Below are 25,347 nucleotides of genomic sequence, written 5' to 3' on the forward strand. Positions count from 1 at the left end.
CATCATGAACAAGCTTACATATACCAGGTACATCATAGCGTTGGCAGGCCTCATTTTGCTGGGCGCATGCAGCAAGGAATTTCTGAACCGGCCGCCGGAAGACGCCATTGTAGACGTGAACTTCTACAAGACGCCGGAGCAGGTGCTGGCCGGTACGGCGCCGCTGTACAACATTGTATGGTTTGCGTATAACGACAAGGCCTCTCACGGCCTGGGAGACGGCAGGGGCGGCGTGCTCATGTCCGGCTCCTACCAGGTGGAGAACATCCGCATGCAAACCACAGACGTAACGGGGGAAGTGTACACCTCGTGGACCTCCTTCTTCAACGTGGTGGCCCAGTCTAACATGATCATCAACAACCTCACCAAGTATACCGCCCCCTCCGTGTCTGAAGCCGCCAAACAGGCCGGCATTGCGGAAGGCCGCTTCATGCGCGCGGTGGCATATTCCTACCTGGTGCAGAACTGGGGGCCGGTGCCCATCATTACGGACAATAACACCCTGCTCACAGACACGTCCATCACCCGCAACACCGTTGAAACCGTGTGGGAGTTCATTATCCGCGACCTGCGTTTTGCCGCTGAGTACCTGCCGCCCACACCCGCCCTCAAAGGGCGCCTCACCAAATGGGCGGCCAAAGGCATGCTGGCCAAAATGTTCCTCACCCGCGCCGGTGTTAGCGGCACGCGCAACCAGTCAGACCTGGACAGTGCGGCCAAACATGCGCTGGACGTGATAGAGAACAGCGGCGCCAGGCTGATGACCAATTACGAAGACCTCTTCCTCATGAAGAACAACAACAACTCCGAAAGCCTCTTTGCCCTGCAATGGAAGTATGATGGCGACTGGGGCACGCAAAACAGCGTGCAGGCCTTCCTGGCTTATGGTTCAGAGATCACCGGGTTTGGAGACGGCTGGGGCGGAGACCTCGGCGCCTCGCTGGACATCCTGAAGATGTACTCCCCGGCAGACAAGCGGCTGAAAGCCACCTTCATGATGCCCGGTACGCATTACAGCTACATCCACCAGTCTGTAGACGACCCCGCCAACCCCGGCAAAAAGATCATACAGGAACTGCAGGTGCCCTGGAACTTTGTAGGTTCAGACCGTTACAACACCCGCGCCTGGGTAAAGAAATACGTGGTAGGCAGGCCGGAAGACAATGACGGCAAGGTTACGCAGCAGCATACGGAGATCAACACCTACATGCTGCGGCTGGCAGACCTGTACCTCGTATACGCAGAGGCCAAACTGGGCGCCGCCGCGTCTACCGCAGACCCACTGGCGCTAAAATATTTCAACGCCGTGCGCACCCGCGCGGGGCTGGGAGAAAAAGCGCTCATCACCGAAGATGATGTGTTCAATGAGCGCAAGCTGGAGCTGGCCATGGAAGGGCAGGCCTGGTACGATGCGGTGCGCATGCACTATTACAACCCCGCCAAGGTGCTGAACATGCTCAGCAACCAGGACAGGGGCTCCTACCGCATAGTGCCCAACGCGCCCGCCTACGCCACGTCCTGGACCATCACGTCAGATGTGCCGGCCTATTACCCGGTAACGGAAAGCAACTTTTACCTGCCTTACCCGGCAGTTGAAATGGCCGCCGCGCCCAACCTGCGCAAGCCGCCTGTACCTTACCAGTTTTAATGCCTAAAAATGAAAATTATGCGTCAACATACCTGCATTGCATTTCTGCTACTATGCCTGCTCTGGGCGGCCTGTTCCAAAGACAACGACTTCAGCGGCCCGCCCGTGGTGAAGGCGGTGAGCCTGCTGGATTCCGCCCGGCAAGACAGTGCGTTCATCCGCGCCCTGCCCGGCACCCTGGTGCTGATCACGGGTGAGAACCTGGGCGGTGTTACCAGCATCTCCTTCAACGGTTTGCCGGCCTACTTCAATCCAACGTACAATACCCACACCCACATCATACTCACCATTCCTGACAATGCGCCCACAGAGGCCACAGACCCCGGTGTGCCCAACGAGATACACATTGTGACCACGCATGGGGAAACGCGCTATTCCTTTACGGTAGACATCCCGCCGCCCTCCATTGCCTACATCTCCAATGAGAACGCGCAGCCCGGAGACTCGCTGATCATTGTGGGCTCCAGCCTGTGGCTGATAGACAAGGTAACCTTCCCCGGCGGCCGCGAAGTAACGGCGCTTGCCGGAGATGAGGCCGGTACCTGGGTAGGGATGATCATGCCAGACCTGGGTACAGACACCGGGCGCATCACCATTCATGCCAAGTACGGCACCGTCAGCTCTCACGGCCCGCTGAACGACCACCAGAGCGCCAACCTGCTCAGCAACCTCACAGAAAAGCCGGAAGAAGGTGAAACGCCGGTGTTCAACTGGGCCTGGTGGGGCGCCAACCGCACCAACGATGCGGCGCTGTTCCCCGGTACCCGCGGTTATTACCTGCAGAACATCTTTGGCGGCGTAGGCGCTAACGACGGCGCCTGGTGGAACGGCAACCGCTCCGGCAACTTCAACGAAGTGCAGCGCTTTACGCCCGCCGTGCTTACGGAGCAGGCCAGCAACTACGCGCTGAAGTTTGAAGTGAATACGAAAGAACCGTGGACGAACGCCATCTGTGTACTGCGTTTCAACGATGGCCCCACCACCTTTGCCTACCGCTTTATGCCGTTCAGCGGCGCGCCGGGCCAGCGTTTCCATACCGAAAACAAATGGGGCACTGTAACCATCCCCTTGTCTGAGTTCAAGTCTACCGCAGACGGTATAGAAGGCACAGGCTCCAATGCGGTGGCCATGAGTGATGTGGTAAAATCAGACGGCAAGGTGGCCTTCGGCTACCGCTTTATTGCGGGAGATACGCCTATAGAAGTGTTCAACGCCGCATTCGACAATTTCAGAATCATAAAGATCAGGTAATGATAAGAACAGCTAGTGGTATGTTGTTAAGCATGGTGTTTACAACAGTGATGGCATGTAATAAAAAATCCGCGGAAAAATATAACGGGAGCGATACATCAGGAACGGTCATCACCGTTCCTGATCCCGCCGTGGCGCCCTCCATCGGTTTCTTTATGGAAGGCTGGAAGGAAAAGGCCTTCACGGCGCCGCCTTACGTGGAGAAGGAGCCGCCTGCAGATGCGGCCTACACCATAACGGCAGACGCTTCTACCATTGTTACCAAAATATCCCCCGCGCTGTTCGGCAATAACAGCAACATCTACATGAGCCAGGTGGTGACAGAGCCGCAGCTCTTGCATCACCTCAAGGCGCTCTGCCCCGGCATTGTGCGTTATCCCGGCGGCAACCTGAGCAGCGTGTTTTTCTGGAACGCGGCCCCCGGCGCCCGCCCCGCAGGCACGCCCGAGAAGCTGTCTGACGCAGACGGCCACCTCACGGACGCCGGCTACTGGTACGGCGGCAATACAGACAGCTGGACGATGTCTGTGGCCAATTATTACAAGATGCTGGAGCAAACCGTCAATGAAGGCATTATCACCATCAACTACGCCTACGCGCGGTACGGCACCGCCGCAGACCCCGTAGCCGCCGCCGCGCACCTGGCGGCAGACTGGGTACGGTACGACAAGGGGCGCACCCGCTACTGGGAAGTAGGCAACGAGAGCAACGGCGTATGGCAGGCCGGTTACCGCATAGACGTTACCAATAACAAAGACGGCCAGCCGGCCATCATCTCCGGAGACCTGTACGGCCGGCACTTCAAGGTATTTGCGGATTCCATGCGTAAAGCCGCGGCAGAGCTGGGCAAAACCATCTACATCGGCGCGCAGCTGCTGGAGCATGAGCCCGCGCTTTGGGCCACGGCTACAGACAAGCAGTGGAACGCCGGCGTACTGAAGCAGGCAACGGGAGCAGATTATTATATTGTGCACAGTTATTTCACGCCGTACAATACCAACTCCAACCCGCCGGAAATACTGGCCTCCGCAGACGCTGTCACCAAAGCCATACTGGATTACGTAACGGCCGCCGCTACGGCCGCGCAGGCGCCCATGAAACCGCTGGCGCTTACGGAGTGGAATATTTTTGCCACCGGCTCGCAGCAAATGGTGTCCCAGGTAGCAGGCATGCATGCTGTGCTGGTAGTGGGAGAGCTGATGAAAAACCGTTACGGCATGGCCAGCCGCTGGGACCTGGCCAATGCCTGGGAAAACGGGAATGATCACGGCCTGTTCAGCCAGGGAGAGCCCGCTTCCGGTGAAACGAGATGGGCGCCGCGCCCGGCTTTTTATTACCTCTATTATTTCCGCAGAATGGTGGGAGACCGGCTGGTGAATACCGAAGTGAGCGGCAGCAATGCCAACATCAGCGCATACGCGTCTACCTACAGCTCCGGTGAAATGGGGCTGGCGCTGGTGAACAAGGGCACCGTTGCCCGTAATGTGGAGCTGGCTTTCCGCAACTTCAGGCCGGGCAAGCGGTATTACTGGTATGTGCTCACCGGCGGAGACGGCGGCACCGGTTTTTCACGCAAGGTGCTGGTGAACGGGCAGGGGCCGGCAGGCGCGGCGGGCGGGCCGGAAGGGTACGAGGCGCTGAAGGCGTGGTCTGCACCGGTGGGGGAAAGCATCAGGCTGGCTTTGCCGCCCATGTCTGTGGTGTTTGCGGTGGTGGAGGATTAAGCGGAATAATAACATTGCCGTCGGCAAAGTAAAGCCGCAGAAAAGCACAGTGTTGACGGATGGCGCCCCGCGGCGCGTTGCTGTCAGTTGGTTGCCGGTATTTGCCGTGGCGTGAAGCTGGCATATTGCTGGTGAACGATGCCGCCGCCTCACCCCATCCTGATAGCCTCATAAAACTGTTTTACATACGTATCCCCGATGGGCACGGTATGCGGGCCCAAAAAGATACGCTGCCTTTCCACGCTGTCTATTTTGTCTATAGCCACAATGAACGATTTGTGCACCCGCACAAAACGTTGCGGCGCCAGCACTTCTTCAAAGCTGCGGAGGTTTTGCAGGGTGAGTATTTTCTGGGAAGTGGTCTGGATGGCCACGTAATTGCGCAGGGCTTCCAGGTAGAGAATATCTGGCAGGTTAACGCGTATGATGCGTTTGTCTGTACGGATAAAAATATGTTCGCTGGCGGCAGGCGGGGGCGCTGCTTTGGGCGTGTTCTTTTGCAGCACCTTGTGAACCGCTTTGGTGAACCTTTCGAAAGAAACCGGTTTGAGCAGGTAGTCTGTAGCGTCATACTGGAAGCCGTCCAGCGCATATTCATCGTAGGCGGACACAATGATCACGTCTGCCGTGCCCTGCCTGATCTGCATAAATTCTATGCCTGTCAGCTCAGGCATTTGTATGTCAAGAAATACCAGTCCTGTCTGCGGCTCCTGCTGCATGTACGCCAGTGCTTCCAGCGGGTTGTTGAAGCTGCGCAGCAGCTGCAGTTCGGGCATTTTCCGTATAAACTCCGTGATCACCTGTACAGACAGTGGTTCATCATCTACTACAATACATTGTACGGCCATATGTTTGCTATTTACCAGCGTATTTGCAAATTACAATAATAGTCCTGCTCCGTTTCCTGCACCTGCAGGGTATAACTGTTCCCATACACCAGCTCCAGCCGCTTGCGCACATTAAGCAGCCCTATGCCGCCCGTTTTGTCTTTCCGCCGCGCCGCCTTGGCATTGTGTACGCTGAACTCCAGCATTTCCGGGCCGCAATGCAGGCTGATGCGCACCGGGTTGGCCGGCTGGTTGGCAATACCATGTTTGAACGCATTCTCCACGAAAGGCACCAGCAGCAGGGGCGCAATTTCATGCTGGTCTGCCCGGCCGGTTACCGTCATCTGCACGCAGTTGCCGCAGCCTGTGCGCAGGCGCTGCATGGCAATAAAATCTTCCAGGTAACGTACCTCATCTGTCAGCTTGCTGCGGTAGCCGGTAACGGGCGGCTGCGCCACCATGTATTCCAGTATGTCCGTCAGCGTACGGGTGGCGCCCACCACTTCAGGAGAGCGTACCAGCGCCAGGGAATAGATGCTGTTGAGGCTGTTCATAAGGAAGTGCGTGTTCAGCTGCATCTTCAGGAAGGCAAACTCCGCTTCCTGCTTTTGACGGTACAATTGTTTGCGGCGCTTGTCTTCCCGCAGCCAGCTGAAAAAGAGCACATAGGCCGCCGCGGCCATGAGCACAAAGGAGTTGTTCCAGAAGCCGCTGCGGGCATACTGCCAGAAGGTGGTGTATACCTGCACTACGTTGCGCCTGCCCCGTAGCAATACATCGTCACGGAAGAAATTGTAAGCCACCAGGTATTTGATGCAGATAGCTACTACAATGAGCAGCAGCAGCGCTCCCAGCAGCCGCGGCCATTGGCGGTTTTCCAGGAACTGCGGGAAGGGCCAGCGGGTGGCGGTATAAAAAAGCAGGAAGTTGATGAAGCCGAACAGGCCGTTGCTGATATGCATTCTGCGCAGGATGGCGGGCGTAAGTTTTACGGAGGTGCTGAGCAGGTCCATACCGTACATGAGCGCCATCCATACCAGCAGCAGCGCCGTAAATTCAACCACCCTGCGCCCGGTATCAGACAGCTTCGGCATGAAATGGCGGTTTAGGACGAAGAATGCCCGTTTGTACTGCAAGCTTCAGCATGAACGGTGTTTTAAAAAGGAGGTTTCCCGCTTTTACTATATCAGACAGCTTCGGCATATAACGGTGTTTTGAAACGGTGCATCACCTGGTACCCTTTGAGGGAAGACAGCAGGCGCTGCCAGGCGCCGCGGGGCGGCAGGGAAAGGGCCAGCGCGCCGGGCGCTATCTGGAGGCGCAGCGTAACGGGGGCGGCGGTGGCTTGCTTCTGCAGCAGCTTTTCGGTAGCGGTTTGCAGCAGCAACGGCTCTATGTACAGGCCCTGCGGTGTGCCTTCCATATGCAGCTGCACCTGCTGGTGCGGAAAGAGGCGGTTGTGCAGTTGCAGGTAGGTATGATAGTATTGCAGTTCTTTTTCAAGGGGGGCTTTCTCCTGCTGGGCCGCCTTGTCATACAGCATGTACCGCAGCAGCTCAGACAGCTGGAGAATGGCGGCCACGCCTTCCCCGTCACGCTTGTCTTCCTGCTGCAGCATGGTGTTCAGCGCTTTCAGCTTGTGCAGCAGCAGGGTGGAGGAGAACTGCATGCGCTCGTATTGCCGCAGCGCGTCTGCAGCGGCCTTTTGCAGCAGGCGGCTTTCCTTGTCGCCGCTGCGCCAGCCCAGGAAAATATAATAGGCGTACGCCGCCGCCGTTACCGCTATGCCTGTTTGCAGCGTAAGGCGGAAGTAACCGGCAAAGGTGAAATACGTTTTGGGCAGGCCGATGAGGGCAATAGCCTTTTGCAGCACTTCATCCGGAAAGAGATGCCCCACACCGTATTTGATCAGGCAGAAAGACAATACCAGCGCCACGGCGGCCGCTGCCGCTTTGCCATGCTGCTTTTTAGCGTGCAGCGGCAGGGCGGTGAACACCAGCAGGTAAAAGAGATGGAAATTGATAAAACCGTAGCCGAGATACCGGATCACCGTCCACCGCAGGCCCAGGGTGCTTTCCCAGTTTACCCGCAGCACAGGGAAAATGTACAGGGTTACCAGGGCCATCCAGATGGCCAGGTGGGCAAGGTAACGGTATGGTGCGCGGTTGCTCATAACCGCCCCAAGATACAGCATCCGCGGGCATTTTGGCGCATATTTTTTCGTCCTCCCCGGCCGCCGGTACGTACCCGTAAAATGCCGGTACGTACAGTTTTTGACCTGCTGTTGCGCCTGCGCTGTATTTTGTGGGCCATTCATCCGGCGAGCCAACCCGTGCTAAAAGATTGTCATGAGATATTTTTTTACGAATCAGGAACCAATCATCCAACCACCAACCAAATCTTGAATGTATGAGGCATTTTCTATTATTGTCCCTTGCCTGTATGATGAGCATGGGCGCCCTTGCCCAGCAGGTGATCAGGGGCACTGTACGGGATTCCGTTACACAGGCCCCCATTCCCGGCGCCACCATTAAAGTGGTGAATGGCACCGGCGGCGTGGTGACCAACGCCAAAGGCGAATTTGAGCTGCGCGTGCCCGCCAACGCCCAGCTCCGCATTTCTTCCCTGGGTTTTGAAAGCATGGTGATACCCGCCGCAAGGGTGATCGTGAAACCTATTATGCTGCGCATTGCCGCCACAGACCTGCAATCTACCGTAGTGATCGGCTACGGGGACCAGCAGCGGCGCAACCTGACCAACAGCATCTCTACCGTTACCAGCAAAAAGCTGGCCCCGGAGAACAACATTGTCAGCGACATTGGCAAGGCGCTGCAGGGCCGCGTGGCCGGTGTAACGGTGGCAAACACTTCCGGTACGCCCGGCAATACGCCCAACATCCTGATACGCGGCGTGCAGTCTGCCCGTGCGCAGGATGCCGGCCCCCTGCTGGTGATAGACGGGCTGGTGGTAGAAGGCGGGGCCGTAGCGCTGAACGCCATCAACCCGCAAGACGTAGCGTCTGTTGAAGTGCTGAAAGACGCCGCTTCGGCCGCCATTTACGGCGCCCGCGGTTCTACCGGCGTCATCATCATCACCACCAAAAAAGGCAGGCAGAACAGCAAACCCGTTTTTGCCGTAAACGCCTACACCGGCTTCAACAACGTGCCTACCAGCCGGCGCATGCTCACCACGCCGGAATACGAAGAAGTGTTCAAAGAAGCACGCAGCAACCGCGTGCAGGATATTGACGCGCAGCTGGCCAACCCCGGCAACCTTACGCCCACGCAAATACTCCAGCTGCAATCTGAAAAAACCAGGCTCAACAACCAGGTGAACGCCTTGCAGATGGCAGACCGCAGCATAGACTGGATAGACCGTGTGAAGAACAAGCAGGCGCCCGTCAGCAATATACAGGCCAGCATGAGCGGCGGCGGGGAAAAGAGCAGCTACTATATGTCACTGGGCCGTTACCGCGAAGAAGCCACCATCGGCACCGGCCGCTTTGAAAGATATACCGGCAAGGTAGATATTACCCAGCAGGTGAATAACTGGCTGAAGCTGTCAGGCAACCTCAACATTTCCCAGGGGGTGAGCAGAGACAATTCCTACCCGCTGGTAAGCGCCTTCAATGCCCGGCCAGACACGCCGGAAGAGCTGATCTACCTGCCAGACGGCACGCTGACCTATTACGTGGGCCGCCAGCAAAACCCGCTGGGTGAAATGCTGGAGAACCGCAACAAACGCAAAACGCTTACCTACTTCGGCAACCTGGCCGCAGAGCTGAAGCTGCACCGCACGCTGCAGTTCCGCTCCGCCATGTCTGTCAACAAATACAACACCAATAATACAGACTTCCAGTCTGCTTTCGGTTACCTGGGCAACTTCAACAAAGGCTACCTGAAAACCAGCGGCAGCGATAACTTTTCCTATAACTGGGACAACTATTTTACCTACAACAACCGCTGGAACAAACTGGGCCTCACCGGCACCGCCGGCTACGCCTTTTACAGCATAGAACAAACTTCTTTCGGATATGACCTGAACGGCTTTCCCAAAGTGGACGGCATTACCGGCGGCGCGGCTGCGGCCGCATACGGCAGCGTAGGTTCCATTTCCTCGCTCAACGGCAACACCATCGAAACCTCTGAAGCCTATTTTGCCCGGGTAGGTTTTGACTGGGACGGCAAGTACCTGCTGAACGCCAGCATCCGTACAGACGGGTCTTCCAAGCTGGCGCGCGGCCACCGGTACAGCTGGTTCCCCTCCATATCTGCCGGCTGGGACCTGGCGCGTGAAGATTTCATGCAGGCCCTGCCTTTTGTGCAGCTGCTGAAGCTGCGCACCAGCTACGGCCTGAGCGGTAACATCCGCCCGCTGGCCACCTACGGCGCGTTTGACCTCATGCAGGCCACTACCTACCTGGGAGAGCCCGCGCTGAAGCTGCGGGATATGGTTAGCAATCCGAACATACGCTGGGAGCAGACGCGGCAGGTGGATGCGGGCATAGACATCGGCATGTTCAATAACCGCCTCAACCTTACGGTGGACTATTACAACAAGATATCAGAGGGCCTGCTGAGCACGCGCAACATTCCCTGGGAGTTTGGCGCGCAAACCATTCCCTTTAACATAGGAGACATCCGCAACCGCGGCATAGACCTGGAGCTGGGCTATGGCAGCCGCGCTGACGCCACGCTGCGCTGGAGGGTGGAAACCAACCTCAACTTCAACCGCAACCGCATCCTGTCACTGTCAGACTCTGTGCTGAATTACGGCACCTTCATTTTCGGCGGCCCCGGCTCCAAAGTGAAAGTAGGCCAGCCGGTAGGTTCTGTGGAAGTGTACCAGTCGCTCGGCGTAGACCCGCAAACGGGAGATATGGTGTATGAAGACCAGAATAAGGACGGGCTGATCAACACCAAAGACTATGTAACCGTACCCATTGCGCTGCCCAAATTCAGCGGCGGCCTCAACCTCAGCCTGGGTTACCGCAGCTTCTCACTGGAGGCGCTCTTCAGCTTTGTTGCGGGCTCCAAAATTTATGACTATTACGAACAGACGCTGCGTAACTACGATATGGACTTCTTCGGTGTGATGCCCAACAAGTTTGATGTGGTAACCACCCGCTGGCGCAAGCCGGGAGATGTGGCAGACGTGCCGCGCGCCGTAGTGGGCGCCCATGGGGCAGGCAAAACTACAGACTGGAACTACCGCCCGAGCACGCAGTTCATTTATGACGCCTCTTACCTGCGCCTGCGCAACCTGATGGTGGCCTATGAGCTGCCGGCCAGGCTGATAAACCGCGCGGGCATGACCAAAGCCCGGCTCTACGCTTCCGCCCAGAACGTGTTCACCATGAGCCAATACATCGGCTTTGACCCGGAGGCGGCCTCCAACAGCGGTATTGTATCCAGCAACCTGCCTAACCCGCGCGCCATGGTAATAGGTATAGATCTCTCATTCTAAATCGCAACCAACATGAAGAAGTATTTCATTTATCATATCACTGTTGCGCTGCTGGCCTTGTCTGCCTGCAGCAACAAGCTGGACGTGTTCCCTGATACGCAGATAGCGCCTGACCAGGTGTCCAGGAACAACCTGCCGCTGCTGGTGAACGGCGCCAGGCTGGGCCTCACCAACAATTCATTTTACGGGTATTATGTGCTGCACGATGTAATGTCTGACGATGTGCAGACGCTGAGCTTTGCCGGCTTTGAGGCCGGTAATATTCCCACCACGGAAAACGTGCTCACCTTTGCCTACCGCTATCCCTACCAGTGCATTGCCAATGCCAACAGCGCCATCAGCTTCGGTGAAAAGAACCTGGATGATGCTATCAAACCCGCAGTGGGAGAGGCCTACCTGTTGAGAGCCTACGCTTATTCCATGCTCACCGAGCAGTTTGGGGACGCCGTGATCATACTGGGCGGTGAAAACCCCCTCACGCTGCCGCACCGCGAGCCCGCCGCCAAGGTGGAAGCGCAGGTAGCGGCAGACCTGGCCAAGGCCATTGAGTACCTGCCAGACTTTGCCGGCAAAACGCTGGTGGCCAGCAAACAGGCCGCGCAGCTGCTGCTGGCAAGATTTTACCTGAACACCGGTAAACATACGGAAGCCAAACAGCTGGCGGAAACCGTGATCAGCTCCGGCAAGTTCAGCCTGGAAGCCGGGAAGTATGTGGAGATGTTCAAATACAACAGTTCCGCGAAGGAACTGATCTATGCCATTGGCGAAACTTCCAACAACAACAGCACCGCCTACGGCCTGCCTAATGTATACGGCCCCGGCGGCGCCGGCCAGGCAGGCAGCGGCAACACCTGGATAGATTCCCTGCTGGTAAAGAGCTATGAGAACGGAGACATCCGCAAAGCCGCTTACCTGAAAAAGAAGAACGAAAACCTGGGCATAGAGCTGTACTACCTCACAAAATTCCCGATGGAGGCTACGCCTGCGTACCCCATTTGCCGGCTCAGCGAAGCGTACCTTATTTCCGCCGAGGCCACGGCCCGTGGCGGCGTGGTAGACGTCACGCAGTACAACGCCCTGCGCAGCAAACGCGGCGCCAGCACCCGGCAGAACGGAGATTTTGCCGGTCCGCAGGCTTTTCTCGATGAAATTGAGCAGGAGCGGAGAAGAGAATTTACCGGCGAGCGCATGCGCTGGAACGATATGCGCCGCTTCGGCAAGGCCGTGCCTTTCCTGGCCAGCCTGCAACAACCCGCCGGCCACGTGCTGATGCCCGTGCCGGACAGAATGCTAACGCTTAACCCGAACATTCAACAGAATAACGACTATTAAAAAAACAGGAACCATGATCAAAGCAGCAATGAAATCAGCCATGGCGCTGGCTCTTTTGAGCCCGCTGGTGCTGATGGGGCAAAAAGCGGCCCTGCCAAAACAAATTACGGTGAAAGGGAAGGTGCAGTTTGCCACACCGGAAGGCCAGTCTAAAAAGATATGGCTCAGCCGCGATATGGGCACCGGCAAGATGGTGCCGGTAGACTCTACGGAACTGGGGGCAGACCTCACCTATACGTTCAGGATCAAACAAGATCATCCCGGCATTTACCGCCTGAATATCATGTACTGGGACCACATCAGCTTCTGGAGCGATGCGGATGTGAACATCAGCTCCCGCGGGTATGATACGGCAAAAATAAAAATGAAGATACCGCACTTCTATTTCGTGGAAGGCTCTTCAGACAACAACTTCATTAACCAGATGGAGCTGAACGGCACCAATAACTACCTGCGCATGGTAGACGAGCTGAACCTGGAGTACCGCGCCAGCCAGTACAAGGAAAAAACGGGAGACTCCGCCTGGATCACAGATCTGAAAACCACGAAGCGCTACAACCCCCTGCGGGAAGACTACAATCAGCGGCAGGAAGTGCTGATGAAGATCTATGAGAACAGGCCTGTGCTGATCTATGCCCTGCGTGGCATGAGCGGCCCGCAAAGCAGTGAAAAATACGCCGAAGCGCTGGCTAAGCTGGACAACCTGATCAGGCTGTACCCCTGGCTCACGGAGGCGAAAGACATGAAGGCCACCATTCTCAAAAACAAGGCCCAGGCCATGAAGCTGCAACCCGGTCAGCCCGTGCCCGTTATTTCTTACCCTGATGCTATGGGTAAGCTGCAGGGCTTGGAACAATACCGCGGCAAATACCTGCTGATAGACTTCTGGGCAAGCTGGTGCGGCCCCTGCCGCCAGGCCATTCCCAAAGTGCATGCCCTGTACGATGCCTATAAAGCCAAAGGTTTTGATGTGGTAAGCGTGTCTATCGACACAGATAAAAAAGCCTGGAGAAAGGCCATGGACGATGAGAAAATGCCCTGGCTGCAGCTGCTGAGCGATAACAAGGACAAGACCATGGAAGAGTTCCAGTTTTCGGGCATTCCCACCTTGTACCTGGTAGACCCGCAAGGCCGCATTGTGAACAAATACACGGGCTATTCTCCTTCCGCCGAAGCAGAGATCAAAGCCGCTATTGAGAAAGGTGTAATGGCGAAACCCGCAGGGGAACGGAAAGTAATGCCGGCCATGGCCATGTAAAATTAGACAACATGAAACGAACACTTGGTTTAATAGCAGCGTTTGCATGGTGCATGCCTGCATTTGCGCAGCAGGCCTATACAGTAAAGGCCCACGTGAAAGGGCAGGGCGCGTACAAACTTACCCTCAGCTACAACAGCCCGTCTGGCCGGGTATCAGACTCCTTGCAGCGGGAAGGCGAAGACCGCTTCCAGGTGACCGGTTCCGTACAGGAACCGGTAGTGGCCTACCTGTTCAACAGCCACCCCGCCGCCCGGCATGAAATTGTGAAAGGAGGGATGTTCATGCCCGCGCCCGCCCTGGAATTTGTACTAGAAGCAGGGCAGATCAGCATCAGCGGCAATGCGGACAACGGGTATTTGGCCACGGTAAATGGAGGCCGGCTCAATGCCGAACTAGGCAGGCTGAAACAAAAAGAAAACCCGCTGGTGCAAGAGAGCTGGGAGCTGCGGAAACGATCTGCTGCCATCAAACGCACTGATACTGCCGCTGTCAGCGCCATACGGCAACAAATAGCGGCCGTTGAGAACAAGCGGCTGCAGGTACGTAAAGACTATATTGCCGCGCATCCGGCTTCCTTCATCAGCATGTACCTGCTCAGCCAGCTGTATGCAGATTACAGCCCGGAAGCGTATGAGCAGGCTTTTGCAAAGTTGGCGCCCGCTTACAAAAACTCGCAGTACGGCAAAGTGGTAGCCGGCAAAATAGAAAGCGCCAAAGCCACTGCGCTGGGCCAAACCGCTATTGGCTTCAGCAAGAAAGACATCAATGGCCAGCCCTTCCACCTTTCTTCGCTGAAAGGGAAATACGTGCTGCTGGACTTTTGGGGCAGCTGGTGCGGCCCCTGCCGGCAAAGCCATCCGCACCTGAAAAAGGTATATGAAAAGTACAAGGCCAAAGGACTGGAAATTGTAGGCATTTCAGAAGAGAAGATGGCAGACCTGGCCAAATCTGAAGCCGCCTGGAAAAAAGCGGTGAAAGATGATGGTATTGACTGGGTGCATGTAATGAACAACTACGATAAGGAAACATTTGACCTGGTGCAGAAATACGGCGTAACGGGCTTTCCCACCAAGTTTTTGCTGGACAGGGAAGGCAGGATACTCTACAAGCTGATAGGCGCGGGAGAAGAAGGGGACAAGGCGCTGGATGAAAAGCTGAAAGCGGTGTTCGGGGAATAGCAGATCAAATATGGAAAGGTTTAGGCAGGGAAGGTGCGGGTAATGCCCGTGCCTTTTCTTTTTGTTCATGCCCGTAGAAAGCTGAAGGAACGGAGGCTGAACAAGGCGAATACAACCGGCATCCGCTTTTGTTTTTTGCCGGTGTATGTACAAAAGCTGAAGTGAGTGACACAACGGGGGCTGAGCAGGGCGCCAAAGCCGGTTCCCATTTCCTTTTTACTCCACCCAGGAAACGATCTCTTCCAGGTACTGCCGGTCAGTTTCGTCAAACGTGTTCAGCTCCGTGCTGTCAACGTCCAGCACGCCGATGACTTCACCGTTTTTGAATATGGGCACTACAATTTCCGAGCGGGAGAGGCTGCTGCAGGCAATGTGGCCGGGGAATTTTTCCACGTCAGGCACAATGAGGGTTTTTGCTTGCTGCCAGGCCGCGCCGCAAACGCCCTTGCCATAACGGATGCGGGTACACGCTACAGGGCCCTGGAAGGGCGCCAGCACCAGCTCATTGTTTTTCACGAGGTAAAAGCCTACCCAGAGCCAGCCGAACTGTTCTTTCAGGGCGGCGGTGATGTTGGCCAGGTTGGCCGTCTGGTCCGGCTCCCCGGTAATCAGCGCTTTGATCTGCGGGAGCAGGGCGGTATATTGTTCGGCTTTGCTGCCTTTTGCAATGGTTAAGTCTTCTGCCATAATGAAGTGTGTAAATGCGGTGGGGGAACAGGCCCGCGCCGGTATAAAAAAAGCGTACCATATTCCAGGTACACTTTATCGCTATTACAAAAATCCTAATTCGAGTTTAGCTTCTTCGCTCATCATATCCCGCGTCCACGGCGGGTCAAAGGTGAGCCTTACGTCTGCGCCGCCCACGCCGGGGATGGCCAGTATCTTGTTATTCACCTCTTCCATAATGCTGCCGGCTACGGGGCAGCCGGGGGCAGTAAGGGTCATGATCACGAGCACGTTGTTATGATCCCCGATCTCTATCTTGTATACCAGCCCCAGGTCATAGATATTCACCGGGATTTCCGGGTCGTGCACGGTGCGCAGCGCTTCTTCCACCTGGTCTCTGAGTGTTGTTTCCATGGTTCGTCAGTTTTGTTGAACAGATTTGGCCTGGTACCCGATGGCGTACAGCTTGATCTGCTTCAGCATAGACAGCAGGCCGTTGGAGCGGGTGGGGGAGAGATGGCTGGTGAGGCCGATGGCGTCTATAAAATAGATATCTGCGTTGGCAATGTCTTTCGGCGTCTGGTGGCTGAGCACCTGTATTACCAGGGCTACCAGCCCTTTGGTGATCACCGCGTCACTGTCTGCCGTGAACACCAGCTTGTCTCCCTGCATTTCCGCATGCAGCCATACCTTGCTCTGGCAGCCGCGGATGAGGTTATCATCCGTTTTGTATTGCGGGTCTATGAGCGGCAGGTCTTTGCCCAGCTGAATGATGTACTCGTATTTCTCCATCCAGTCTCCAAACACCTCAAAATCAGCTATGATATTATCCTGTTGCTCTTTTATGGTCATTGTACTGTTCCGTTTGGTTTATCCCAGCAAAGTTACGGCTTTTTGCACACCTGCTACCAGGCGGTCTATGTCTGCCGTAGTGTTGTACAGCGCCAGGGAAGCCCTGACGGTGCCCGGGCATTCGAAGCGGTCCATCAGCGGCTGGGTGCAGTGGTGGCCCGTGCGTACGGCAATGCCCTGCTGGTCAAGCAGCACGCCTACGTCTGAAGGGTGGTGCTGGCCTACCAGGAAGGAAATGGCGCCGGCGCGGTGTTTGGATTCACCTATCAAACGCAGCTCAGGTATGGTTTTCAGCTGCGCTACAGCATATTCCGTGAGCTGGTGCTCGTACGCCTGTATTTTGTGAATGCCCAGCTGCGTTACATAAGCTACGGCCGCGCCAAAGCCGATGGCTTCGCAAATGGCGGGCGTGCCGGCCTCAAACTTCAGCGGGGGCTCCGCGTAGGTGGTTTTTTCGAAAGTTACATGTTTGATCATGTCTCCGCCGCCCTGGTAGGGAGGCAGCTGCTGCAGCCAGCTTTCCTTGCCGTAGAGGATGCCGATGCCCGTGGGGCCGTACACCTTGTGGGCGGAAAGGGCCAGGAAGTCTACATCCAGCTCATGCACCCTGATGGGCGTATGCGCCGCGGCCTGCGCCGCGTCCAGCAGTACGGGAATGCCTTTGGCGTGGGCCATGGCAATAATGTCTTTCACCGGGTTGATGGTACCCAGGGTGTTGCTCACCCATGCTACAGACACAATTTTCACGCGCGGGTTGAGCATGGCGGCAAACGCGTCCATGTCCAGCTCGCCTTTATCCGTTACCGGTATTACTTTCAGGTGTGCTTTCTTTTCTTCACAGGCCAGCTGCCAGGGAACAATGTTGGAGTGGTGCTCCATGCCGGAAATGACCACTTCATCTCCCTCCTGCAAAAACGCCCTGCGGAAACCGGCGGCTACCAGGTTGATAGCGTCTGTAGTGCCTTTGGTGAACACCACTTCGTGATGGTGGGCGCCGATGTAGGCGGCCACCTGGTGGCGGGCCGCTTCGTAGGCGCTGGTAGCTTTCTGGCTGAGCGTATGCACGCCGCGGTGAACATTGCTGTTGTACCCGGTATAATATTCCTGCATGGCGCGGATCACCTGTACCGGCTTTTGCGTGGTGGCCCCGTTATCCAGGTACACCAGCGGGTTGCCGTTCACGGTCTGCTGCAGAATGGGAAATTCGTTCCGGATCCGTTCAATGTCCGGCCAGATAATATTTTTCGCGGTGGCGGTTTCCATGGTAATCCCTTTTTTTTAGTTGTTAACCGCGGCGCTCAGGTAACGGGTGGCAACTTGCTCCACCTGTTTGCGCACGGCTGGAATTTTGACCTGGGCGGTAATATCAAAGGCAAAGGCCTTCACCAGCATGCTGCGGGCCATGGCATCGCCAATACCGCGGGCTTTCAGGTAAAACAGCGCCTCTTCGCTCACCTGGCCAATAGTGGTGCCGTGGCTGCATTTCACATCGTCCGCAAAAATTTCCAGTTGCGGCTTGGTGTAAATGTTGGCCTCAGGGCTGATCACCAGGTTGTTGTTCTGCTGGAAGGCGTTGGTTTTCTGCGCATCTTCATGCACAAATATCTTACCGTTGAAAACGCCGGTGGCTTTGTCCATCAGCACGCCACGGTACAGCTCGTTGCTTTCGCAGTTGGGCATGCGGTGGTCTACGCTGGTATGATTGTCTACCAGCTGGCCGCCGGTAGCTATATAGAAGCCGTACAGGTGTGTTTCGGTACGCTCATCGTCTAGCGACACGTTGAGGTTGTTCCTCACCAGTTCCGATTCAGAGAGCGTGAAAGTGTAGTTGTTATACAGGCTTTTGCCGTGCTGCTGCACCAGCGTCTGGTTAATGGACCGGAGCTGGCTGCCGCCGGTCTGCACCTGGTAATGGCTCATTTGGGAGCGCTCTGCCGTTACGGCTTCTATCACACTGTTAACCACCATGGCGCCGTTCTGGTCAATGCCGGCGGCAGACTCTATGATCTGTATGCCGGCCCCTTCCTGCGCTACCCAGAGGTGGCGCGGGTTTACCAGCAGGCTGTTGGTGTTGTGGTAGAGGTGAATAACGTGCAGGGGCTTTTCCACCTGGGCCTTTGCCTTGGCTTCAATGAAGAGGCCGTTGGTGAAGAAGGCGGTATTGAGCTGGGCAAAGTGATGCTCTGCCAGTTTTTTGCTGTTGTTAAAGTGGGCTTTGAAGGCCGGTTCTGCGGCGGCGTCGCTCATTTTCAGCACGGTGGCCTGTTTGGCCGGCGGCAGTTCGGAGAGCTGCGGCTGCAGTTCGCCGTTGAGCAGCACAATGCGGTAAACGTCTGGCAGCAGCAGGCCGGTGGCCTCCAGCTGCGCTTCCGTTACAGCAATGGGAGCGGGCAGTTGCAGGGTTTGCAGGTTACGGAAGAAGGGGATCACGTTGGTGTATTTCCAGTCTTCCACCTTTACCGTGGGGAACCCGCCCAGCGCCTGGAAGCGGGCAAACGCCTCCTTCCGGGCTTCCGGCCATTGCGCGCCAGCGTTCAGGGTGCTGAACTGGTCCGGCAGCGTATCGTATAATGATGATGATATGTTGCTTGCTATAGTGGTCATGGTCTATTGTACAGGTTCTTCTAAACGGATGTCTTCTTTCAGCCAGTCGTAGCCTTTTTCTTCCAGCTCCAGCGCCAGTTCTTTGGTGCCTGATTTCACGATGCGGCCGTTGTAGAGTACGTGTACAAAATCCGGAACAATGTATTCCAGCAGGCGTTGGTAGTGGGTGATGATGATGAAGGCATTGTCTTTGCTGCGCAGCTTGTTCACGCCGGCAGATACTACGCGCAGGGCGTCAATGTCAAGCCCGGAGTCTGTTTCGTCCATGATAGCCAGTTTGGGTTCCAGCATGGCCATCTGGAAGATGTCGTTCCGTTTCTTTTCGCCGCCGGAGAAACCTTCGTTGAGGGAGCGGTTCATCAGGTTGGCGTCAAACTCCATCAGTTTCTGTTTGCTTTTCAGCATGTCAAGGAACGCCTTGGCCTGCATGGGGGGCTGGCCGTGGTAGGCGCGTATCTCGTTCACTGCTGTTTTGAGGAAGTTGATGTTGGATACACCGGGTATTTCCACCGGGTACTGGAAGGCGAGGAACACCCCTTCGCGGGCACGCACCTCAGGGCTCATGTCCAGGAGGTCTTTCCCTTCAAACTCCACGGAGCCGTCTGTTACTTCATAAGCTTCGCGGCCCGCCAGCACAGAGGCCAGGGAGCTTTTGCCGGAGCCGTTGGGCCCCATGATGGCGTGTACTTCGCCCGCTTTTACATTCAGATTAATGCCTTTCAGAATAGCATTTCCTTCTACTGCAGCATGCAGGTTCTTGATATTGAGCATCTCTTTATTATTAATAGTTATCCAACACTACCTTCCAGGGTAATGGACAATAATTTTTGCGCTTCCACGGCAAACTCCATGGGAAGCTGGTTTAAAACTTCTTTTGCGTATCCGTTCACGATCATATTCACTGCCTGTTCACTGTCTATGCCGCGCTGGTTAAGATAGAACACCTGGTCTTCCCCGATCTTGGAGGTGGTAGCCTCATGCTCTACCATGGCCGTATTGTTCTTTGACTCGATGTACGGGAATGTGTGCGCCCCGCAGCGGTCGCCTATCAGGAGGGAGTCACACTGCGTAAAGTTGCGGGCGTTGGTGGCATTGGGCCCTACTTTCACCAGGCCACGGTACGTGTTCTGGCCGTGTACGGCGGAAATGCCTTTGGAAATGATGCGGCTGCGGGTGTTTTTGCCGATGTGCACCATTTTGGTACCCGTATCTGCTACCTGCCGTTTGGAGGTAACCGCTACGGAATAGAACTCACCGATGGAGTTGTCTCCCTGCAGAATAACGCCGGGGTACTTCCAGGTGATGGCGGAGCCGGTTTCTACCTGCGTCCAGGATATCTTGGAGTTCTTACCCTTGCAGATGCCGCGTTTGGTTACAAAGTTGTAAATACCGCCTTTGCCTTCCGCATCTCCGGGGTACCAGTTCTGTACGGTGGAGTATTTGATCTCCGCATTGTCCATCGCGATCAGTTCCACCACTGCGGCGTGGAGCTGGTTCTCGTCACGCATGGGAGCGGTACAGCCTTCCAGGTAACTTACGTAGCTGCCTTCATCCGCCACAATGAGCGTGCGCTCAAACTGGCCGGTGTTTTTGGCGTTGATGCGGAAGTAGGTGGAAAGCTCCATGGGGCAGCGTACGCCCTTGGGGATGTATACAAAAGAGCCGTCTGAGAACACTGCGCAGTTCAGGGCGGCGTAAATGTTGTCTGACTGGGGCACTACCGTACCCAGGTATTTGCGGAGCAGCTCAGGGTGTTCCTGTACCGCTTCGGTGAAAGAGCAAAAGATGATACCCAGCTCATTGAGCTGTTTTTTGAAGGTAGTGGCTACGGACACGCTGTCAAACACCGCGTCTACCGCCACGCCGGAGAGCATTTTCTGCTCTTCCAGGGGAATACCCAGCTTTTCAAAGGTGCGGAGCAGTTCCGGATCAACTTCGTCCAGGCTCTCATACTTTACCTTGTTCTTGGGTGCGGCATAGTAGGAAACGCTCTGGAAGTCTACTTCCGGAAGCTTGAAGTTCTGCCAGGTGGGCATGGCCAGCTTCTGGAAGAGTTGGAACCCTTTCAAACGCCACTCCAGGAGCCATTCCGGTTCGTTCTTTTTGGCGGAAATGAAGCGGATAATGTCTTCATTCAGCCCCGGAGGCGCAATATCCATTTCGATATCCGTCTCGAACCCGAACTCATAATCCCGGCCGGCCAGTTCCTGTAATATGTCTTGTTCTGCGCTCATAATATATATACTTCTCTATCAATTTGTTGGGTTAAGCTACGGGGACGGGAATAATCCGCTTTTCCGCAGGGACTGCCACCTTTTCATACCGTAATTGAAGGGTAATTGCTGGTTACGCCGGTACAAAGATAGTGCCTTGGGAGCGGTAATTAATCACTGTTAACCGCAGAATTTCAAACTGGTTTTCAAATACTTTGTTTGAAATCCCCACAAAGTTACGATATTTGCGAATAAAGCAAGTAAAAACTTGGAAAACTATAAAGCATCTCACACTTCATCAACAGACCGTATGTTGCTGCTGCTCAAGACGAAAGGGCCGCTAGCCACTACTGCTGTTGCGCAGGAGCTGGGCATCACGGGTGAAGGCGCCCGCCAGCAATTGCAGCGGCTGGCAGAGGAGGGCTGGGTGGTGTTTGAGTCTATTTCCAGGGGGGTAGGACGCCCGTCCCTGGTATGGAGCCTTTCCGGGCGTGGCAACCGCCGTTTCCCGGATACGCATGCCGAATTGACGGTACAGCTGATCAATACCATCCGCGACGTGCTGGGAGATGAGGCCCTGGGCCAGGTTATTTCCTCCCGCGAGCACAAACAGCTGTTGCGGTATTATGATATATTAAGACTGGAAGACGGCCTGGAGGCCAAAGTGAAGAAATTTGCCGAACTGCGCTCCGCAGACGGCTACCTGGCCGAATACCGGCCGGACGGGGAGAGTTTTCTCATGATTGAGAACCATTGCCCCATATGCGCGGCCGCCACGGCCTGCCACGACATCTGCAAGGTGGAACTGCAAACCTTTCAGCAGATATTTAAAGAGTGGGGTACCATTGAGCGGCTGGACCACGCGCTGGAAGGCGCGCGGCATTGCGCTTACCGGATTACGCCTGTTTAGCTTGAAGTGACAAATATTTTGTTTAACCCGTTTTCCTGACAGGCATCACTGTTTTCAGCGGCATACTGCCATTGAAACAACTATATGGAAAGTTGTTCTTTAGGGAAACTTTTGTATTTTTGTATGGTAGCAAAGAAATACCGGACTGTAGCATTCTACAAGGATTATTTTTCGACTTTTATTGCGGCGCAGAAGGAGGAAGTCCGGAAGAAGATACTATGGACTTTGAAATTGATTGAAGAACTGGATGTTGTTCCGGAAAGCTACCTGAAGCATATTGAGGGAACAAAGGGATTATATGAGGTGAGGGTGAAACAAGGATCAGACATTTTCAGGATCTTCTGTTTCTTTGACAAGGGAAAGGTGGTTGTTTTAGCAAATGGCTTTCATAAGAAGACGCAGAAAACACCCCCCAATCAAATTAAAAAAGCACTGAAAATCAGGGAAGAGTATGAAAAAGACGGGAAACAGTAAACTTACAGGCCTTGACCAGTTCATAGAAAAAGAATATGGTAAACGCGGCACAGAAAAGCGGGATGAATTTGAAGCAGGATACGAGGTGTTCAAGCTGGGAGCTTTATTGCATGATGCAAGGGTAGCTAAAGGATTGACACAGGAGGAACTTGCGGCCAGGGTTGGGAAAAACAAATCTTACATCTCGAAAATAGAGAACGATATCAAGGAAGTCCGGCTTTCCACTTTACAAGAGATAGTGGAAGTTGGATTGGGAGGCAAGGTAAGGGTTTCTATCAGCCTGTAGCTACCTCAATCAAACGTATCCTCCAGCACCGCACTGCCGTTCAGCCGCGCCAGCTTCACGCTGTTCACAGCCCCAGGGCCTTCAAAACGGTAGCTGACGCCCACCACTTTGTTGGCCTCCCCGGCAAAAGCACCTTCATAAGCTTTTTTGCCGTTCACAGAGATCTTTATCTGTTTGTTGCGTACCTCGCAGCGTAATTGCACCCATTCATTCATATTCACGCCAAAACCGGAAAGGTCTGTGTTGGCGGCCATCATTTCCTTTTCAGGCAGCATCAGGAACATATCTCCCACGCATCCGGGAATGCCCAGCGGGATCATGAATATGGCGTTTTCACAGTGCACCAGCACGGTAGCCCGCTGGCATACGGCGGAGCCCTGGCCAAATTCGCTTTTCAGCTCGGTATCAAATACAAAATTATCGTTCATCAGGCCCTGCATGTCACCTATATTATAATAACGTACCTGGGGCACCTGCGGCTGGAGGGGGATGTTCCTTGTTTGCATGAGGGCAGGGGTGATGTGCAGCATGCCGCTATCTACTGTTTCCTGCCGGCTGAAATAGACCGGTACAGGTTCCTGCTCTACTGCTGCCAGCCAGCCGTTGGAGGTGATGAGCAGGTCATGCTCCTTGACGATCTTCTTGCCCACTACCAGCTTGGCCCGGAAGTAACCGGGGTAATAATATATAGAGGTGTAGGTACGTCCGCCTGCCGGTACAGGGAAGCGCCGCCGTGGGTCCCATGACTGCTGGATGAAAACAGAATCATCTCCCGCCGCGTCAGCGTTGTAATTAAATATCACTGAGTTGGGAATGCCGCTGGCCAGCGGCTGGCTGCTGAAGCTGTAGCTGTCTGAACTGGTGGCGCCGCTTTTTTTGTACATCCAGCCGGCCAAAGCTAGTACCGCTATCACGGCGGGGATGGCGTACCAGGCGGGGTGGCGCTTGCGCGGGGCGGTGATGTCAGCAGGCAGAGTAACAGGGTTCCCGGAGGAATGCCCGGTGCCGGTTACGCTTCCCTTCGCCGGCGTTTCGTTATCATCCGCATCCGTCCACTCCTCATCGCCTTCATTACCACCAGCCGGAGAAACAATCCGGTCTGCTAATTTGCCATCAGGCGCATCCTGCCCCCCGTTGCCATTACCCGCTACCTGCTGCCGGAACGCCCGCCAGTTTTCATACCCTGCAAATACGGCGAGCGTGTTGAGCGTGGTCACCGAGGGGAAGCTGTCATACTTCACCTTCCCCCACACTCTTTTTAATGTGCTTACGCTCAATACTACCTGTGTTTCATCAAATATGCGGGTGCTAAGGGCGTCAAAATCCTGGTTCTGCCAATGTTCGCTGCTGCCCCAATCAAGTTTTTGTTCTATCAGGGCGCAACATTGCTGCAGGAGTTGGGAGGTGTTCATGATTGATAATCAATTAAATATGGCGTGAACAACTTTGAACGGTTTTGCACTTTGCATGAATAGCCGCGGGCTGTTGGAAATAATACCTTGCATCTGGTACCACATCCAAAATACTGTTTTTTTTAACCACTTAACGCATTGTATTCATGTTCCGCCTTTTTATTATCCTGATTATTTTTTCTAGTCATGCTTCTGCACAAACGGCCATTCCGTTTGATTCTCCCCGCTGGACGATACAGGCGGAAGAGGCCGTGCAGGAGACCCACCTGGGGCAGCCCGCGCTACGGGTCAAACGGGGGGCCGCAGTGCTGAAAGATGCCAATTTCCGTAACGGTATTATTGAATTTGATATTGCCTTGTCTAACGGCCGCTACTTCCCGGCCGTCAACTTCCGCATGCAGGACGAGCTGAATTACGAACAATATTACCTGCGCCCCCACCAGTCCGGCAACCCTGACGCCATGCAGTACACCCCTGTGTGGAACGGCCTGGGCGGCTGGCAATTGTATTACGGCGCCGGTTACAACAACCCGGTGCAACTGCCGGTTGACCGCTGGCTGCACGTGCGCCTGGTGGTGAAAGACAAACAGGCCGAAGTGTATCTTGACAAGAAAGACACGCCCGTGCTTTTCATCCGGGAACTGAAAAGGGACGTGGCCAGCGGCATGATAGCCCTGGTCAACGGTGCCCCTGCTACCACCTGGTTCAGCAATTTCTCCTACGCGCCGGGTGATGACGTAACGCTCAAAGGCCGCGCCGAACCGCCGGCGCCGTTGCCTGCCGGAAGTATCACAGAATGGCAGGTGAGCAATGTGTTCACGGAAAAAAGCCTGGCCGGTAAAACCTGGCTGAAGCCGGAAGATGCGGCCGCGCTCAGCTGGAAAACGCTCGGCGCAGACTACAACGGCATTACAGACCTGGCTATGCTGGCCGGCGTTACGCAAGACAGCAACACCGTTTTTGTGAGAAAGGTAATAGAGGCAGACCAGCCCGGCATCCGGAAACTCTCTTTCGGTTTTTCAGACCGGGCAAAGGTATATCTCAACAACAAGCTCCTCTATGCGGGGGAAGACGTATTTATGTCGCGAGACTACCGCTTCCTGGGCACCGTAGGTTTTTGGGACGCTGTTTATCTTGATCTGAAAAAAGGCCGCAACGAACTGTGGATAGCCGTATCTGAAACCTTCGGCGGCTGGGGAATAAAAGCCAGGCTGGAGGAATAACACCTGCATCTACCGCTGCG

Annotated in this window: 22 protein-coding genes; 11 read left to right on the forward strand and 11 right to left on the reverse strand. The window is 55.2% G+C overall.

What is annotated here, in order from left to right; all coding sequences use genetic code 11:
• Positions 1 to 4: 4 nt before the first annotated feature.
• Genes ABDW36_RS22595 through ABDW36_RS22605 form a run of 3 tightly spaced genes read left to right on the forward strand, consistent with a single transcriptional unit; the run spans position 5 to position 4,623 of the window.
• Positions 5 to 1,648: a RagB/SusD family nutrient uptake outer membrane protein gene (locus tag ABDW36_RS22595; protein ID WP_343704202.1), complete on the forward strand. Its 1,644-nt coding sequence runs from the start codon at positions 5 to 7 to the stop codon at positions 1,646 to 1,648.
• 18 nt (positions 1,649 to 1,666) lie between these two features.
• Complete coding sequence (locus ABDW36_RS22600; RefSeq protein WP_343704203.1) at positions 1,667 to 2,899, forward strand: glycan-binding surface protein; 1,233 nt, start codon at positions 1,667 to 1,669, stop codon at positions 2,897 to 2,899.
• Positions 2,899 to 4,623, forward strand: a complete 1,725-nt coding sequence (locus ABDW36_RS22605) for an alpha-L-arabinofuranosidase (RefSeq protein WP_343704204.1) — start codon at positions 2,899 to 2,901, stop codon at positions 4,621 to 4,623. Before ABDW36_RS22600 ends, ABDW36_RS22605 begins: the two co-directional genes overlap by 1 nt.
• A gap of 149 nt (positions 4,624 to 4,772) precedes the next feature.
• Here the strand turns inward: ABDW36_RS22605 and ABDW36_RS22610 are convergent, their stop codons facing one another.
• The 3 genes from ABDW36_RS22610 to ABDW36_RS22620 form a co-directional block, all read right to left on the reverse strand.
• Positions 4,773 to 5,471, reverse strand: a complete 699-nt coding sequence (locus ABDW36_RS22610; RefSeq protein ID WP_343704205.1) for a LytTR family DNA-binding domain-containing protein — start codon at positions 5,469 to 5,471, stop codon at positions 4,773 to 4,775.
• A gap of 11 nt (positions 5,472 to 5,482) precedes the next feature.
• Positions 5,483 to 6,544, reverse strand: a complete 1,062-nt coding sequence (locus ABDW36_RS22615) for a histidine kinase (RefSeq protein WP_343704206.1) — start codon at positions 6,542 to 6,544, stop codon at positions 5,483 to 5,485.
• A 92-nt stretch (positions 6,545 to 6,636) separates the two neighbouring features.
• Positions 6,637 to 7,623, reverse strand: a complete 987-nt coding sequence (locus ABDW36_RS22620; protein WP_343704207.1) for a histidine kinase — start codon at positions 7,621 to 7,623, stop codon at positions 6,637 to 6,639.
• A 236-nt stretch (positions 7,624 to 7,859) separates the two neighbouring features.
• Here ABDW36_RS22620 and ABDW36_RS22625 point away from each other — a divergent pair, with 236 nt between their 5' ends.
• The 4 genes from ABDW36_RS22625 to ABDW36_RS22640 are packed head-to-tail and all read left to right on the forward strand — an operon-like array spanning position 7,860 to position 14,687.
• Positions 7,860 to 10,916 carry a SusC/RagA family TonB-linked outer membrane protein gene (locus ABDW36_RS22625; protein ID WP_343704208.1) on the forward strand — a complete coding sequence of 1,019 codons (3,057 nt, stop codon included), beginning with the start codon at positions 7,860 to 7,862 and terminating at the stop codon, positions 10,914 to 10,916.
• 12 nt (positions 10,917 to 10,928) lie between these two features.
• The gene (locus ABDW36_RS22630; protein WP_343704209.1) at positions 10,929 to 12,248 is read left to right on the forward strand and encodes a RagB/SusD family nutrient uptake outer membrane protein; all 1,320 of its coding nucleotides are present in this window, start codon (positions 10,929 to 10,931) and stop codon (positions 12,246 to 12,248) included.
• Between the two features lie 13 nt (positions 12,249 to 12,261).
• Positions 12,262 to 13,506, forward strand: a complete 1,245-nt coding sequence (locus ABDW36_RS22635) for a TlpA disulfide reductase family protein (RefSeq protein ID WP_343704210.1) — start codon at positions 12,262 to 12,264, stop codon at positions 13,504 to 13,506.
• 11 nt (positions 13,507 to 13,517) lie between these two features.
• On the forward strand, positions 13,518 to 14,687 hold the full coding sequence (locus tag ABDW36_RS22640; RefSeq protein WP_343704211.1) for a TlpA disulfide reductase family protein: 1,170 nt from the start codon (positions 13,518 to 13,520) through the stop codon (positions 14,685 to 14,687).
• Between the two features lie 216 nt (positions 14,688 to 14,903).
• On the opposite strand, the gene ABDW36_RS22645 is transcribed toward ABDW36_RS22640, so the two are convergent.
• The 7 genes from ABDW36_RS22645 to sufB all read right to left on the reverse strand — a co-directional run bounded on the left by ABDW36_RS22645 (position 14,904) and on the right by sufB (position 21,043).
• Complete coding sequence (locus ABDW36_RS22645) at positions 14,904 to 15,374, reverse strand: GAF domain-containing protein (protein WP_343704212.1); 471 nt, start codon at positions 15,372 to 15,374, stop codon at positions 14,904 to 14,906.
• A gap of 84 nt (positions 15,375 to 15,458) precedes the next feature.
• Positions 15,459 to 15,767 carry a DUF59 domain-containing protein gene (locus tag ABDW36_RS22650; protein WP_343704213.1) on the reverse strand — a complete coding sequence of 103 codons (309 nt, stop codon included), beginning with the start codon at positions 15,765 to 15,767 and terminating at the stop codon, positions 15,459 to 15,461.
• A gap of 6 nt (positions 15,768 to 15,773) precedes the next feature.
• The gene (locus ABDW36_RS22655; RefSeq protein ID WP_343704214.1) at positions 15,774 to 16,205 is read right to left on the reverse strand and encodes a SufE family protein; all 432 of its coding nucleotides are present in this window, start codon (positions 16,203 to 16,205) and stop codon (positions 15,774 to 15,776) included.
• 18 nt (positions 16,206 to 16,223) lie between these two features.
• Positions 16,224 to 17,468: a cysteine desulfurase gene (locus tag ABDW36_RS22660; RefSeq protein ID WP_343704215.1), complete on the reverse strand. Its 1,245-nt coding sequence runs from the start codon at positions 17,466 to 17,468 to the stop codon at positions 16,224 to 16,226.
• A 15-nt stretch (positions 17,469 to 17,483) separates the two neighbouring features.
• Complete coding sequence (gene sufD / locus ABDW36_RS22665) at positions 17,484 to 18,809, reverse strand: Fe-S cluster assembly protein SufD (RefSeq protein ID WP_343704216.1); 1,326 nt, start codon at positions 18,807 to 18,809, stop codon at positions 17,484 to 17,486.
• 3 nt (positions 18,810 to 18,812) lie between these two features.
• Positions 18,813 to 19,580, reverse strand: coding sequence for a Fe-S cluster assembly ATPase SufC (gene sufC, locus ABDW36_RS22670; RefSeq protein ID WP_343704217.1), 768 nt, complete (start codon positions 19,578 to 19,580; stop codon positions 18,813 to 18,815).
• Between the two features lie 17 nt (positions 19,581 to 19,597).
• Complete coding sequence (gene sufB, locus ABDW36_RS22675) at positions 19,598 to 21,043, reverse strand: Fe-S cluster assembly protein SufB (RefSeq protein WP_343704218.1); 1,446 nt, start codon at positions 21,041 to 21,043, stop codon at positions 19,598 to 19,600.
• Between the two features lie 247 nt (positions 21,044 to 21,290).
• Here sufB and ABDW36_RS22680 point away from each other — a divergent pair, with 247 nt between their 5' ends.
• From ABDW36_RS22680 to ABDW36_RS22690, 3 genes are all read left to right on the forward strand, one after another.
• On the forward strand, positions 21,291 to 21,932 hold the full coding sequence (locus ABDW36_RS22680) for a metalloregulator ArsR/SmtB family transcription factor (protein ID WP_343704219.1): 642 nt from the start codon (positions 21,291 to 21,293) through the stop codon (positions 21,930 to 21,932).
• Between the two features lie 123 nt (positions 21,933 to 22,055).
• Positions 22,056 to 22,406 (forward strand): type II toxin-antitoxin system RelE/ParE family toxin, encoded by a 351-nt coding sequence (locus tag ABDW36_RS22685; protein ID WP_343704220.1) that lies wholly within the window; start codon positions 22,056 to 22,058, stop codon positions 22,404 to 22,406.
• Entirely contained in the window at positions 22,384 to 22,692 is a 309-nt protein-coding gene (locus tag ABDW36_RS22690) for a helix-turn-helix transcriptional regulator (RefSeq protein WP_343704221.1), read from the forward strand. Before ABDW36_RS22685 ends, ABDW36_RS22690 begins: the two co-directional genes overlap by 23 nt.
• Positions 22,693 to 22,697: 5 nt before the next feature.
• Here the strand turns inward: ABDW36_RS22690 and ABDW36_RS22695 are convergent, their stop codons facing one another.
• On the reverse strand, positions 22,698 to 24,104 hold the full coding sequence (locus ABDW36_RS22695; protein WP_343704222.1) for a hypothetical protein: 1,407 nt from the start codon (positions 24,102 to 24,104) through the stop codon (positions 22,698 to 22,700).
• A gap of 146 nt (positions 24,105 to 24,250) precedes the next feature.
• On the opposite strand from ABDW36_RS22695, the gene ABDW36_RS22700 reads away from it, so the two are divergent.
• A complete protein-coding gene (locus ABDW36_RS22700; RefSeq protein WP_343704223.1) occupies positions 24,251 to 25,327 on the forward strand; it encodes a hypothetical protein in 1,077 nt (358 codons plus the stop codon).
• Positions 25,328 to 25,347: the final 20 nt, after the last annotated feature.

This window comes from Chitinophaga sp. (genome assembly GCF_039596455.1).
GTDB lineage: Bacteria > Bacteroidota > Bacteroidia > Chitinophagales > Chitinophagaceae > Chitinophaga.